We start from the raw sequence: 13,788 nt of genomic DNA, 5'->3' as shown, positions 1-13,788 counted from the left end.
ATAAATGAAAACACTTAACGACTTTAATTTTAAAAACAAAAAAGCTTTAATTCGTGTAGACTTTAATGTTCCTTTAGACGCGGACTTTAATGTTACAGATGCTACCAGAATTCAAGCAGCAAAACCAACCATAATCAAAATATTAGAAGATGGTGGAAGTTGTATTTTAATGTCTCATTTAGGAAGACCAAAAGGTGCTCAAGAGGAGTTTTCGTTAAAACACATAGCAAATAAAGTAGAAGATATTATTGGTGTGGAGACTCAGTTTGTTTCGGACTGTGTAGGTGAAGCTGCAGAAAAAGCAGCAGCTAACCTTGAACCAGGAAAAATACTTATTTTAGAAAATTTACGTTTTCATGAAGAAGAGTCTAAAGGCGATGTCGCTTTCGCGGAAAAACTAGCCAAACTAGGAGACATTTATGTAAATGATGCGTTTGGTACAGCACACAGAGCGCATGCGTCTACAACAATAATCGCACAGTTTTTTCCAGAAAAAAAATGTTTTGGTTACCTTTTAGAGCAAGAAATTAAAAGTATTGATAAAGTAATGAAAACTGGCGAAAAACCGGTATTAGCAGTGCTTGGAGGTGCAAAAGTATCCTCTAAAATTACTATAATAGAAAACATTTTAGACAAAGTAGATCACTTAATTATTGGAGGAGGTATGACCTTTACCTTTGTTAAAGCACAAGGAGGTAGTGTTGGAGATTCTATTTGCGAAGATGATAAAATGGACTTAGCATTAGACATTTTAAAACAAGCTAAAGCAAAAAACGTACAGATACATTTACCAGTAGATGTTTTGGCAGCAAATGCGTTTAGCAACGATGCAGACACCCAAGTTGTGGATGTTAATAAAATACCTGACGGATGGCAAGGTTTAGATGCTGGTCCAAAATCCAAAGCTATATTCCATGATGTTGTAATGCAATGCAAAACAATACTTTGGAATGGTCCTTTAGGTGTTTTTGAAATGGAAAATTTTGCAAACGGAACGATAGAGTTAGGTAACTCCATTGCAGAAGCTACTAAAAATGGAGCATTCTCATTAGTTGGAGGTGGTGACTCTGTTGCTGCAGTTAAGCAATTTGGTTTTGAAAACAAAGTAAGTTACGTAAGTACAGGAGGAGGAGCAATGCTAGAAAGTTTAGAAGGTAAAACCCTTCCAGGAATTGCTGCAATTTTAGACTAAAAGTAAACGTTACAGCATAAAATCAAACAAATAATAAATGCAGCATTTAAAAACATATATCTCCTTTTTATTAGTCCTATTTGGCTTTACATTTAGTGTGGCTCAAGACACATTACAAGCGCAAACAAGATTAACTCAGGATAAACTGATAGAAGGAGAAAACTACGTTATTGATACAATAATTGATGGTCAAGCTTACTTTAAAAAAACAGTAGAGGGATTACAACCTTTACCACAAGTTTTAGAAGATCACGAATTTGCTTCTAAAATTGATGAAAAATGGCTTGAAGAGTTATATAGTAACACACTTTATGATACCATTTACAGAGACGTTTCAGGATTAAAATATGATGCAGTTTATTATCCAGAGTTAACTACAGATACTTTAAAAGCTAGACTTTCTCGCTTAAACGCAAGAACACCTTTTAATGTTGAATATAACCCTGGTTTAGAAAGCGTTATTAAGTCCTTTTTAAAAAATCGTCATCATTCATTTGAGCGTTTAATGGGTTTAAGTAACTATTACTTCCCTATGTTTGAGCGCGAACTTGATAATTACGACATTCCTTTAGAAATGAAATATTTAGCAATTGTAGAGTCTGCTTTAAAACCAAGAGCTAGATCTAGAGTTGGAGCAACCGGTTTATGGCAGTTTATGTTTGCAACAGGTAAGGAATATGGTTTGGATGTAAGTAGTTATGTGGATGAGCGCAGTGATCCGATTAAAGCGACTATTGCTGCTTCACAATATTTATCAAAATTATATAAATTATTTGGAGATTGGGATTTAGCATTAGCTGCATATAATTCTGGTCCAGGTAATGTTAGCAAGGCTATTAGACGCTCTGGTGGTTATCAAAACTATTGGAATATTAGACCTAATTTACCTAGAGAAACTGCTGGTTATGTGCCAGCTTTTTTAGCCACTATGTATATTTTTGAATATGCAAAGGAGCATGGCTTTGTACAACATAAACCAGAGTTTCATTTAATAGAAACAGATACAATTCACGTTAAACAAATGATTACTCTAGACCAAGTGTCAGAGTATACAGGTGTAGAGATAGAGACGCTTCAGTTTTTAAATCCAGCATACAAATTAGACGTTATACCTTATATAAAAGGTAAAAATTACACACTACGTCTACCACGAAATATTATTGGAGCTTTTGTAAACAACGAGGACCAATTGTATGCTCATGCAAAAGCAGAATTGGATAAACGAGAAAAACCATTACCTCAATTTCAGGATTCTGATACCAAAACAAGGTATAGGGTAAAACAAGGAGATTATCTAGGTAAAATAGCCAGGAAATTTGGCGTTAGAGTAAGTCAAATTAAGCAATGGAATGGGATGCGCAATAATAACCTTAAAATAGGTCAGCGATTAACCATATATCCTAGAAACGGAGTGCCAGTAAGCCAATCTAAAGCTGTAGCTTCGGTTAAAAAAAGTACTAAGCCAGTAAATGGAAAAACATATACTGTGCAACAAGGCGATAGTCTATGGAGTATCTCTCAAAAGTTTTCTGGTATTTCTGTCCAAAATATTAAAGATTGGAACGATATTAGTGGTACTAAATTAAAACCAGGAATGAAACTTTTAGTTTCTAAAGGGTAAGTAATCATTTAAATAGCATAATAAAATGAAAAAATTAGCTGTATTAATTGTATTAGTATGCACAATATTATCGTGCAACGAAGGGACAAAACAAAACCAGCGTATGGTCCCAAAATCTTCAGGAAACTTATATAACGTTAGTGTTGTTGTAGATAACGAGTTATGGAAAGGTAATGTTGGAGACGCTATTAGAGACGTATTAACTACTGTAGTACCTGGATTACCACAACCAGAGCCTATGTTTGATATTAATCAAATTCCGCCACAAGTTTTTTCTGGATTTGCTGCAAAAAATAGAATTGTTTTAAAAATAGAACAAAGCGACAAGTCTGAGATTAAAATAGCTACAGATGCGTATGCACAACCTCAAAAGGTAGTAGTTGTATCAGGACCAAATGACAGCAAAATTATTGAGGTTTTAAAGTCTAATAAAGATAAAATTTTAGATACGTTTAAAAACCAAGAAATTGAAGCACGTCAAACGTTGACAAACAACTCACTGCATACAAATAATAACATAGAAAAAAAATTAGGAATCTCGGTTAAGTTTCCATCTATCTATAGAATAGCTAAAGAGGATGGTGATTTTTTCTGGGTTAGAAAAAATTTAACAACAGGAACTAATAATTTTATGGTGTACCAAGTACCATTAGATGCTATAGATAAAGAAGGAGATATTACACAGCAAATTATAACTATTAGAGATAGTGTTGGTAAAAAGTATATTCCTGGACCAATAGATGGCTCATACATGAAAACCGAAGAAGCTTACACACCCTTTCTATTCACAACTATAATTGATAATAAACCAACTTATGAAGTAAGAAGCACTTGGGATATTGAAGGCACATATAATGCAGGACCATTTGTTAACTACATGGTAGAAGATAAAATTAATAACCGTTATGTAGTATTAGAAGGTTTTACCTTTGCACCATCAGTTAATAAGCGTGATTATATATTAGAGCTAGAATCTATTATTAAATCCTTGAAAATTAACTAAAGCAGTTTTAAGTCATAAAAAAACCCAATACATTGCATTGGGTTTTTTTATAATAAAGTAAGATTACTTTTTATCTTTATTGTCTTCTTCGTCTTTACTAGCGTCTTTAAACTCTTTAATTCCGCTACCTAGTCCACGCATTAATTCTGGAATTTTCTTTCCACCAAATAAAAGTAATATCGCTACCACTATTATTATCATTGATGTTGGTCCTGGCATACCTAAAAATATACTTGCTGAAATCATAACTAAAAATTTAGACCACAAAGTTAATAATTAAACTTTAATAATAACGTTAAAACACTAACTTTAGCTTTAGCTAAAGATGTTAGCACAATTTTTTATTTACTTTTGTTTTTAATATGGTAAAATCTGAAAAAAAATCTAAAAAAATTAAGAAGAAACTACTTCACAAGTACCGTTTAGTTATTTTAAACGATGATACTTTTGAAGAACGTCTTTCACTTAATTTAACGCGTTTAAACGTATTTATACTTGGAACAATATCTGCTATTTTATTAATTGTTTTAACCACCATTTTAATAGCTTTTACACCCTTAAAGGAATATATTCCAGGATATTCATCCACAACACTTAAAAAGAAAGCTGTTAAATTAAGTTTTCAAACAGATTCTTTACAACGTACTATTGATTTAAACGAAAAATATTTTGCGTCTATAAAACAAGTATTACAAGGTGAAGTAAGTACGGTTAAGTTTAATAAAGATTCTATCATACAGGCTGCTAAATTAGAAGCTAGTCAAGTTGATTTAAATCCAATTAAAGAAGATTCGATCCTTAGACAAAAAGTAGATAAAGAAGATAAATATAGCTTGTTTGAAACTGCTACATCCAAAGCAAACTTTGTTTTATTTCCGCCAGTAAATGGTACAATTAGCGAAAACTATAACGTTAAAACTAAACACTACGCTGTGGATGTTGTCGTTGCTAAAGACACGCCTATAAAATCTACTGCAGATGGAACTGTAATTTTTGCCGAGTGGACTGCTCAAACTGGTCACGTTATTATAATCGAACATAGTCAAGGTCTAATATCTGTATACAAACACAACGCTTCTTTAACTAAAGCGCAAGGTGATTTGGTTAAAGCAGGAGAAGTGATTGCTACTGCAGGAAATACAGGCGAGTTATCTACAGGTCCACACCTTCATTTTGAATTATGGAGTGACGGTTATCCAGTAAACCCAACTAATTTTATAGATTTTAAATAATGCCATCAATTAAAGCAGCTTTAGCTAAACCATTTGCAAAACGCATTTATAAAAAAGTGCAAAAATGGGCCAATAACCCAATTCAAACACAAGATAAAGTGTTTAAAGATCTTATTAGCCAAGCCTCAAGTACAACCTTTGGTATTGATCACGATTTTATTAGTATTAATAATTATCAAGACTTTATAAAACGTGTACCAATTAGGGATTATGAAGACCTTAAACCTTATGTGGACAAGGTTGTGGCTGGTCAAGAGAATATTTTGTGGCCAGGAAAACCATTATATTTTGCAAAAACGTCAGGTACAACTTCAGGCGCAAAATATATTCCGTTAACTAAAGACAGTATGCCAAACCATGTAAACGCAGCTAGAAATGCTATTTTACTTTACATACATGAAACAGGAAACGCCAAGTTTGTAGACGGAAAAATGATTTTTTTACAAGGAAGCCCAGTTTTAAAAGAACAAAATGGAATACAACTAGGTCGACTATCTGGTATTGTAGCGCACTTTGTCCCTAAATATCTTCAAAAAAATAGAATGCCATCATGGGAAACTAATTGTATTGAGGATTGGGAAACTAAAGTAGAAGCGATAGTCGAGGAGACAGTTAATCAAGACATGTCAATAATATCCGGAATTCCTTCGTGGGTACAAATGTATTTTGAAAAACTGCAACAAAAAACAGGTAAAAAAGTAGGAGACATATTTAAAAATTTCAACCTATTTATTTTTGGAGGTGTTAACTATGAACCTTATCGTGCAAAATTTGAAAACTTAATAGGTCGAAAAGTGGATAGTATTGAGTTGTATCCAGCAAGTGAAGGATTTTTTGCTTTTCAGGACAAACAAAATGTAAAAGGAATGTTATTGCAACTTGATTCTGGAATGTTTTACGAGTTTGTAAAAGCTGATCAGTTTTTTGATAACAATCCAAAACGTATTACAATTAAAGATGTGGAGGTTGGCGTTAATTATGTCATGATTATATCTACTAATGCTGGTTTATGGGCTTATAATATTGGAGATACTATAATGTTTACAGACACAAAACCCTATAGAGTAATTGTATCTGGTAGAATAAAACATTTTATTTCGGCTTTTGGCGAACATGTTATTGGTAAAGAGGTCGAACAAGCCATGAAAGAGGCTACACAAGGGACAGATATAAGAATAAATGAGTTTACAGTTGCGCCACAAATTAATCCGGAAGTAGGATTACCATATCATGAATGGTTTATAGAATTTGAAAACGCACCAAAAGACATTTCTGCTTTAGCAAAAAAAATAGACGCTTCGTTGCAAAAACAAAATAGTTATTACTTAGATTTGATAGAGGGAAAAGTATTACAACCTTTAAAAATTAGTAAGGTTAATAAAAATGGATTTCAAAATTACATGAAATCTATTGGTAAATTAGGAGGTCAAAATAAAATACCACGTCTAGCTAATGACCGCAAAATAGCAGACGCTTTAAAACCACACATTTTAGCTAAATAATATTATCTTTGGCCATTAAACACATTACATGAGTAGTATGATAAAACAACATGAAAGAACGAGAGCTCAAGAAAGCTCAAATGCAATAGAACGTATGTATATTACTATGCGTCACTTGTTTAATAGAGGGTTTTATAAGCCAATGGGTGTGTCTGGAGAGACACTTCGTGAAGCATTATTAGTGCTTAGACCAGAAATTTATGGGTCTATATCTGAAGAAAAAGCGGAGCTTGAAGGGTTACTTTACGTAATTGATAGATTGCCTCATGGTATTGAAGAGTGTCGATTTATTAATCTAACTAGTGATGAAGGCTATAAGGATTCTCATTTTGAAGCTATAATTCCTCCAAAACGAAGAAGAAACTGCTATCGTATTGATGATGAGCAAATGAATATTGAAATCACTAGAGGTCGCTCTGAGATTTATGATATATTAACGCATTTAACCTTTTTATTTGTCGAATCTCATAAAATTAGTAAGCGAGTTATTATTGATGAAAATGGCGCAACAACAAGAGATTGGCAAAAGCTAGAAGCAGCAGTATTAAACAAGAAAAAATTAACGCAAAAAGAACGTGAAATTGCGATCACGCATACCGCAAATATTTTAGGACGCACGTTTAAAGAGCTGTCTACCGTTTATAACGTTTTTGCATTGCCAAATAAACCAGAGCGTTTATTACATATTGTATATTGGTTAGGTAAATTAGCAATTGATGAGGTTGTTAATAATAACAAACGTACTGTAACTTTTAGTCCAGTGTTAAGAGAACGATTAGGTCACCATATCCATGGTGAAATCTGGGCTAACACGATAAAAAATACACTTAAAAAAGAAGGTCTTTTAGAAAGACCAATCCATATTATTAGTGCCAATTTACATAGTGTCATGAATACACTATACTCTCCAATTGCATTAAAAGCCGAAACCTCTAAAGCCGAAATTTTTAAAGTGTACGAAGCCTTAAGCCAAAGCGATAATAAAGCTTTGCGTAATAAGGTCACCCAAAAGGCGTTGCAACAAGGTATGATTTTTATTCCAGACACTTCTGGAACAAATATAGATGTTCAGATTTTTGATACTGCTAAGCTTGACTTATCAAAGACAGACTTAAACTTATCAAAACAAGATAAAAATTCTGAAGCACCTGTGCTTTTTGTTATGGATTATGCTTTTGGAGAACAAGCGTATGAAACAATTGACGAGTTTTTAAAACCGTTTAGAGAAGGAGACACTAAAACACATTTAAATATTGAGTCTATATCAATAATGGGTAAAGCAGGTATATTAGAAGGCGCAAAAGGAGATATAATGATACCTTCGGCACATATTTTTGAAGGAACAGCAGATAATTATCCTTTTGAAAATGAGTTAAACAAGTCTGATTTAGAAAATCAAGGTGTTGCAGTATATGAAGGAAGTATGATTACCGTTTTAGGAACATCACTTCAAAATAAGGATATATTAAAGTTTTTTTATAATTCTACTTGGAATGTAATTGGACTTGAAATGGAAGGTGCGCATTATCAAAAAGCAATACAAGCAGCATCTAAAGTTAGAGGTAGTATAAATCCAAACGTAAAAGTAAGATACGCATACTATGCTAGTGATAATCCATTGGAATCTGGTGGAACATTAGCTTCTGGAGGACTAGGAACTTCAGGTGTAAAACCAACCTATTTAATTACTAGGAAAATTTTACAACAAATATTCAATTAAATATATAAAAAGTATGAGTACAGAATTACAACCTGAAAAAAACAATAAGGACGACGTGGATTTAATTGTTTTTTTCAATTTAATTGGAAATACGTTTAATAAATTTCTGGTTTTTATAAAATCAATTTTTGTTGGTATTTATGGTCTGTTTATAGCATTAATTAGAGCTATATTTATTAATATTAAAATTATACTTGCAGTTGCTGTTGTGGCAATAATTGTAGGTTATGTATTAGATACACAAAAAGAAAAGGTGTATTATTCTGAAATGTTTGTAGTACCTAAATTTCAATCAAAATATGAATTGATAAACAGTATAAAATATTATAACTCGTTGATTGCAGTTGGAGACACAGAAGAATTAACATCTCAGTTTGGAATAAATGAAACAGAAGCAAAATCTCTGATGGGTTTTGAAGTAGAAATAGGTCCAGAGTCAAAAAACGAACAATTAGAAAGCTTTAATGGGTTTTTAAAAACCTTAGATAGTACAACAAAGACTAAAATTACTTTTGAAGACTATATAGATAATAGAAATATTTATACTGCCAATGTATTTTTGTTAAGAGCGCGTTCCCACAATTATAAGATATTTAAAAAGTTGGAAGGTGGTTTGTCTAAATCTATAAACAACGTGTTTTCTGATATAGAAAAGAAAAAAAGAGACTCTGTTTTAATTTTAGAAAAAGAAAACTTAGAGTTATCTTTAGTTGAAGTTAGAAAGATGAAAGACGCTTACTTAGATGTATTACAAAAAGAATCAGAAAAAAATATAGTATCTTCTAATCTAGGCAGCTCTTTAGGATTTCAAGTAGAGAAAACAGAAACAAAAGAGGACCAATTATTAACAAAAGAATTGGACATCTTAAAACAGTTAAATGGACTTAAAAAAGAGCTGGTAGTTAATGACGAAATATTTGAAAAAATTTCTTCATTTAAAGAAAAAGGGCTTTTAGAAAACATTTGGTATAAAAAATATAAAATAATATTCCCGCTTATAGCATTAGTTTTACTAGCTTTGGTAGGCTCTTTTATAAAGTTTTATAAGCATGTAGTCAATTATAAATAGGTATTAAATAGTACAATATTTTACAATGAGTGAAAATAATAAAGAAATAAAATCAAACAACGAAGAAGTAGATTTAGTTGTTTTTTTTAACCTAATAGGCAACACTTTTAATAAATTACTAAACAATATATTTAGGATATTTAAATATATATTTTCAGTATTAATTTTTACGCTTAGGTTTTTTATTAATAGATGGAAAATTATTTTAGGCATAGTGCTATTAGCAGCTGTCATTGGATATGCTTTAGAGAAAACTAAACCTACTGCTTTTCAAGCAGAGATGTTGGTAGAGCCTTATTTTAATTCTAAATTTCAATTGGTTAATAATATTGATTATTTCAACGCATTAATAGCTAGTGGTGACACGCAATCATTACAAAAAATATTTAAGATTGATAAAGAAACAGTAGGTGCTATTAATGGGTTTAGTATAGAGCCTGGACCTGAAACAGAAAATGACAAATTGTTGCAATATGAGAAATTTATTGCGCAGTTAGATAGTGTTAGAGCTCAAGAATATTCTTATGAGGACTTTATTAGTAATAGAAGTGAGTATGCAGGAAAGTTCTTTTTAATTAAGGCATATGCTTCAAGAGCTAACGTATTTAAAGATTTGGAAGATGGAATATTGACGTCTTTTGTAAATAATTATTCAAACAAAGCCATGAAAAGGCGTGATGATTTAATTAATATTCAAAAAGAAAATCTTGAAGATCAATTACAACAAGTAAAAGATTTACAAAATATTTATATTAATGTAATAGAAAGAGAATCTAATAATAAAGAAAAAAGCTTTAAAATTGGCGACATATCTATATCAGGTAGTGATGGTCAAAAAACTAGAGAATACGAGCTATTACAAGAAGAACAAAGAATAAGAAACGAGTTAAAAAAGTTAGAGGAACAAAAAATAGAAGAAGATGTTGTATTTGAGGTAATATCCAGCTTTCAGGAAGTTGGTAACATATCAAGTCATTGGAAAGAAAAATATTCAATTATTTTCCCAATAGTGTCATTAGTAATACTAATATTATTTTTTATGATTAGAAAAATAATTGTATATACTTTAAATTATGAAGAATAAAACCATACTTGTTACTGGAGGAGCAGGTTTTATTGGTTCTAATTTTATATCGTATTATTTAAATGAAAACCCTAACGTAAATCTGGTAAATTTAGACAACTTAACCTATGCTGGTGATTTGTCTAATTTATATGAAGTTGAAAATAATTCCAATTATACTTTTGTAAAAGGTGACATTTGCGATAGAGGTTTAATTGAGCAGTTGTTTAATAAGCATCAATTTGATGGTGTTATACATTTTGCAGCAGAATCTCATGTGGATAATTCAATTACTAATCCAGGTGCTTTTATAGATACTAATATTACAGGAACTTTTAATTTAATAGATGTAGCAAAATCTTATTGGATGTCAGCTCCTTTTCAATTTAAAAAAGGAAAAGAAAATAATAGATTTCATCATATATCTACGGATGAGGTTTATGGCTCTTTGGGTGATACAGGTTTATTTAAAGAGGATACACCATACGCACCTAATAGTCCATATAGTGCTTCAAAAGCAGCCTCAGATTTTATAGTTAGAAGCTATTTTCATACATATGGTCTTAATGTTGTTACAACAAATTGTTCTAATAATTATGGACCTAAACAACACAATGAAAAATTAATTCCAACAATAATTAGAAAAGCGCTTTCAGGAGAAAATATTCCTATCTATGGAGATGGTAAAAATATTAGAGACTGGTTGTATGTTCTAGACCACTGCAAAGGTATTGCTTTAGTTTTTACACAAGGTAAATCTGGTGAGACTTACAATATAGGAGGTAGAAATGAGCGTAACAATTTAACTATTGTGGATACTATATGTTCAATTTTGGACAATATTAAGCCAGCAAATAAATCTTATAAAGAGCAAATTACCTTTGTAAAAGATAGACCAGGTCACGATTTAAGATATGCTATTGATGCTACAAAAATTGAAAACGATCTAGGCTGGAAAGCAGACGAGAATTTTGAGTCTGGAATTAGAAAAACCATTGACTGGTATTTAAAAAAATATAATAGTTAATAAATTATCATTAATGAAAGGAATTATATTAGCAGGTGGATCAGGTACAAGGTTACATCCTTTAACCAAAGTATTAAGTAAGCAATTAATGCCTATTTATGATAAACCAATGATATATTATCCTTTATCCACATTAATCCATGCAGGTATAAGAGAAATTTTAATTATATCTACACCAGATCATTTACCCTTATTTAAACAATTGTTAGGAGATGGTAGCCAATTAGGATGTAATTTTGAGTATGAAGTGCAAAAGGCTCCTAACGGATTAGCCGAAGCTTTTATTATAGGGAAAAATTTTATCGGAAAAGATAAAGTAGCATTAATATTAGGAGATAATATATTTTATGGAACAGGTCTATCGGATTTATTAAAATCAAATATTAATCCAGATGGTGGTATTGTGTATGCTTATCATGTTACAGATCCTGAGCGTTACGGAGTTGTAAACTTTGATCAAGAAGGTAAAGCATTATCCATTGAGGAGAAACCAGAAAAACCAAAATCAAATTACGCAGTTCCTGGAATTTATTTTTACGATAACAATGTAATCCAAATTGCAGAAAACATTAAACCAAGTCATAGAGGTGAATTGGAAATTACAGATGTAAATAAAGCATATCTAGAACAGGGTAAATTACAAGTATCTATTCTGGATAAAGGTACCGCTTGGTTGGATACAGGTACATTTAACTCGTTGATGCAAGCATCGCAGTTTGTTCAAGTGATAGAAGAACGTCAAGGTTTAAAAATAGGAGCAATAGAAGAGGCTGCATATAGCAGTGGTTTTATTTCTAAACAACAATTAATAGATTTAGCAACACCATTACTAAAAAGTGGTTATGGTGAGCATTTAATTAGTTTAGTAAATCAATAATAAATGAATATTGTTAAAACAAAACTTAAAGATTGTTTCATTTTTGAACCAACCATTTTTGGTGATACTCGAGGCTATTTTTTTGAAAGCTATAATAAAAGTAAATTTGAATCTTTAATTGGTAAAGCAATTGATTTTATTCAAGACAATGAGGCTTTTTCTAATAAAGGAGCGTTAAGAGGGCTTCATTTTCAAGAAGGTAAATATGCCCAAGCTAAATTAGTTAGGGTAACACAAGGCTTAGTATTGGACGTAGCAGTAGATTTACGACCAGATTCTGAAACCTTTTTACAACATATAGCTGTTGAGTTATCTTCGGATAATAAAAAACAACTTTTTGTACCCAGAGGATTTGCACATGGTTATATAGTACTTAGTCAGACAGCAGTATTTAATTATAAATGTGATAATGTTTATAATAAAGACTCTGAAAACGGTGTAATATACAATGATAAAGACTTAAATATAGATTGGAAACTTAGTCCTGATCAATTTATAGTTTCAGAAAAAGATAAGATTCTTCCAACTATAAAAACACTTTACAAATGAAAAAAATCCTTGTAACAGGTTCAAACGGACAACTAGGATCATGTTTAAAAATAAAATCTAAAGAACAAGACACTTTAGATTTTGTTTTTTTAGATAGTAAAGGGTTAGATGTTACTAATGTCAACCAGATTAATAAAGTTTTTAGTGAAAACAACTTTGATTACTGTATTAATTGTGCTGCATATACAGCAGTTGACCAAGCGGAAGACGAGAGTGATATAGCTTATAATATAAATACTTTAGGAGCTAAAAATTTAGCTAAAGCCTCTAAAAAATTTAAAGTAATTTTAATTCATATTTCAACAGATTTTGTTTTTAACGGTAAAGCGGAAACGCCATACAAAGAAACAGATACCACAAACCCTTTAGGTGTTTACGGATCTACTAAATTGCAAGGAGAACATGAAATTCAATCTATATTAAGCGACTATTATATAATTAGAACTTCTTGGTTATATTCTGAATTTAAAAATAATTTTGTAAAAACGATGCTAAATCTAGCATCAAAAAGAAGTGAATTAAGTATTGTTAATGATCAAAAAGGGACTCCTACAAATGCAAACGATTTATCAGAAGCTATTGTAAAGGTAATTAATAGCAATAAAAAAGCATTTGGGCTATATCATTTTAGTAACTTAGGTGAAACAACGTGGTTTAATTTTGCGAATAAGATATTTGAATTAACTAATACCAAAATCAAACTTATACCAGTAAATTCTTCGGAATATGTAACCAAAGCACTCAGACCAAAGTACAGTGTAATGGATAAAACAAAAATAATAGACACCTTTGATTTACAGGTTTTAGATTGGGAAAAAAGTTTAAAAAATCATTTAAATAACCATGGGTCTTAAAGTTTGAAAAACTTTAATTATAGGAATTTAATTACGTAAGATATATCAATAAGCTATATTTGTGTCCTAAATTTGAAAA

At 31.0% G+C, this 13,788-nt stretch carries 13 protein-coding genes; 12 read left to right on the top strand and 1 reads right to left on the bottom strand.

Annotated elements, in window-relative coordinates; genetic code table 11:
• Positions 1-4 precede the first annotated feature (4 nt).
• Genes B2989_RS10570 through B2989_RS10560 form a run of 3 tightly spaced genes read left to right on the top strand, consistent with a single transcriptional unit; the run spans position 5 to position 3,816 of the window.
• Positions 5-1,192, top strand: coding sequence for a phosphoglycerate kinase (locus tag B2989_RS10570; RefSeq protein WP_145004957.1), 1,188 nt, complete (start codon positions 5-7; stop codon positions 1,190-1,192).
• 37 nt (positions 1,193-1,229) lie between these two features.
• Positions 1,230-2,813 carry a lytic transglycosylase domain-containing protein gene (locus tag B2989_RS10565; RefSeq protein ID WP_292948149.1) on the top strand — a complete coding sequence of 528 codons (1,584 nt, stop codon included), beginning with the start codon at positions 1,230-1,232 and terminating at the stop codon, positions 2,811-2,813.
• 25 nt (positions 2,814-2,838) lie between these two features.
• Positions 2,839-3,816: a DUF4837 family protein gene (locus B2989_RS10560; protein WP_292948147.1), complete on the top strand. Its 978-nt coding sequence runs from the start codon at positions 2,839-2,841 to the stop codon at positions 3,814-3,816.
• Positions 3,817-3,879: 63 nt separating this feature from the next.
• Here the strand turns inward: B2989_RS10560 and B2989_RS10555 are convergent, their stop codons facing one another.
• Positions 3,880-4,062, bottom strand: coding sequence for a twin-arginine translocase TatA/TatE family subunit (locus B2989_RS10555; RefSeq protein WP_145004948.1), 183 nt, complete (start codon positions 4,060-4,062; stop codon positions 3,880-3,882).
• 116 nt (positions 4,063-4,178) lie between these two features.
• Here B2989_RS10555 and B2989_RS10550 point away from each other — a divergent pair, with 116 nt between their 5' ends.
• From B2989_RS10550 to rfbD, 9 genes are read left to right on the top strand one after another with little or no spacing between them, the layout of a single operon-like run.
• Positions 4,179-5,048: a M23 family metallopeptidase gene (locus B2989_RS10550; RefSeq protein ID WP_145004945.1), complete on the top strand. Its 870-nt coding sequence runs from the start codon at positions 4,179-4,181 to the stop codon at positions 5,046-5,048.
• Positions 5,048-6,550 carry a GH3 auxin-responsive promoter family protein gene (locus B2989_RS10545; protein ID WP_292948144.1) on the top strand — a complete coding sequence of 501 codons (1,503 nt, stop codon included), beginning with the start codon at positions 5,048-5,050 and terminating at the stop codon, positions 6,548-6,550. Before B2989_RS10550 ends, B2989_RS10545 begins: the two co-directional genes overlap by 1 nt.
• Before the next feature lie 28 nt (positions 6,551-6,578).
• A complete protein-coding gene (locus tag B2989_RS10540) occupies positions 6,579-8,270 on the top strand; it encodes a DUF6909 family protein (protein WP_292948143.1) in 1,692 nt (563 codons plus the stop codon).
• 13 nt (positions 8,271-8,283) lie between these two features.
• Complete coding sequence (locus tag B2989_RS10535) at positions 8,284-9,339, top strand: hypothetical protein (protein WP_292948142.1); 1,056 nt, start codon at positions 8,284-8,286, stop codon at positions 9,337-9,339.
• A gap of 25 nt (positions 9,340-9,364) precedes the next feature.
• Positions 9,365-10,423 (top strand): hypothetical protein, encoded by a 1,059-nt coding sequence (locus B2989_RS10530; protein WP_292948141.1) that lies wholly within the window; start codon positions 9,365-9,367, stop codon positions 10,421-10,423.
• A complete protein-coding gene (gene rfbB / locus B2989_RS10525) occupies positions 10,413-11,429 on the top strand; it encodes a dTDP-glucose 4,6-dehydratase (protein ID WP_292948140.1) in 1,017 nt (338 codons plus the stop codon). Before B2989_RS10530 ends, rfbB begins: the two co-directional genes overlap by 11 nt.
• Positions 11,430-11,442: 13 nt before the next feature.
• Entirely contained in the window at positions 11,443-12,306 is an 864-nt protein-coding gene (gene rfbA / locus B2989_RS10520; protein WP_292948139.1) for a glucose-1-phosphate thymidylyltransferase RfbA, read from the top strand.
• Positions 12,307-12,309: 3 nt separating this feature from the next.
• On the top strand, positions 12,310-12,855 hold the full coding sequence (gene rfbC / locus B2989_RS10515) for a dTDP-4-dehydrorhamnose 3,5-epimerase (protein WP_292948138.1): 546 nt from the start codon (positions 12,310-12,312) through the stop codon (positions 12,853-12,855).
• Entirely contained in the window at positions 12,852-13,709 is an 858-nt protein-coding gene (rfbD, locus tag B2989_RS10510; protein WP_292948137.1) for a dTDP-4-dehydrorhamnose reductase, read from the top strand. Before rfbC ends, rfbD begins: the two co-directional genes overlap by 4 nt.
• The last annotated feature ends 79 nt before the right edge of the window (positions 13,710-13,788 follow it).

It is taken from the genome of Olleya sp. UBA1516, from assembly GCF_002323495.1.
Lineage (GTDB): Bacteria > Bacteroidota > Bacteroidia > Flavobacteriales > Flavobacteriaceae > Olleya.
This window is presented reverse-complemented; position numbering and strand designations above follow the sequence as displayed.

Excerpts from the sequence above, each read along its gene's own strand:
- B2989_RS10550 (WP_145004945.1), top strand. The coding sequence starts at position 4,179 with ATGGTAAAATCTGAAAAAAAATCTAAAAAAATTAAGAAGAAACTACTT.
- B2989_RS10530 (WP_292948141.1), top strand. The coding sequence starts at position 9,365 with ATGAGTGAAAATAATAAAGAAATAAAATCAAACAACGAAGAAGTAGAT.
- B2989_RS10540 (WP_292948143.1), top strand. The coding sequence starts at position 6,579 with ATGAGTAGTATGATAAAACAACATGAAAGAACGAGAGCTCAAGAAAGC.
- B2989_RS10555 (WP_145004948.1), bottom strand. The coding sequence starts at position 4,062 with ATGATTTCAGCAAGTATATTTTTAGGTATGCCAGGACCAACATCAATG.
- rfbC (WP_292948138.1), top strand. The coding sequence starts at position 12,310 with ATGAATATTGTTAAAACAAAACTTAAAGATTGTTTCATTTTTGAACCA.
- B2989_RS10565 (WP_292948149.1), top strand. The coding sequence starts at position 1,230 with ATGCAGCATTTAAAAACATATATCTCCTTTTTATTAGTCCTATTTGGC.
- B2989_RS10560 (WP_292948147.1), top strand. The coding sequence starts at position 2,839 with ATGAAAAAATTAGCTGTATTAATTGTATTAGTATGCACAATATTATCG.
- rfbA (WP_292948139.1), top strand. The coding sequence starts at position 11,443 with ATGAAAGGAATTATATTAGCAGGTGGATCAGGTACAAGGTTACATCCT.
- rfbD (WP_292948137.1), top strand. The coding sequence starts at position 12,852 with ATGAAAAAAATCCTTGTAACAGGTTCAAACGGACAACTAGGATCATGT.
- rfbB (WP_292948140.1), top strand. The coding sequence starts at position 10,413 with ATGAAGAATAAAACCATACTTGTTACTGGAGGAGCAGGTTTTATTGGT.
- B2989_RS10570 (WP_145004957.1), top strand. The coding sequence starts at position 5 with ATGAAAACACTTAACGACTTTAATTTTAAAAACAAAAAAGCTTTAATT.
- B2989_RS10535 (WP_292948142.1), top strand. The coding sequence starts at position 8,284 with ATGAGTACAGAATTACAACCTGAAAAAAACAATAAGGACGACGTGGAT.
- B2989_RS10545 (WP_292948144.1), top strand. The coding sequence starts at position 5,048 with ATGCCATCAATTAAAGCAGCTTTAGCTAAACCATTTGCAAAACGCATT.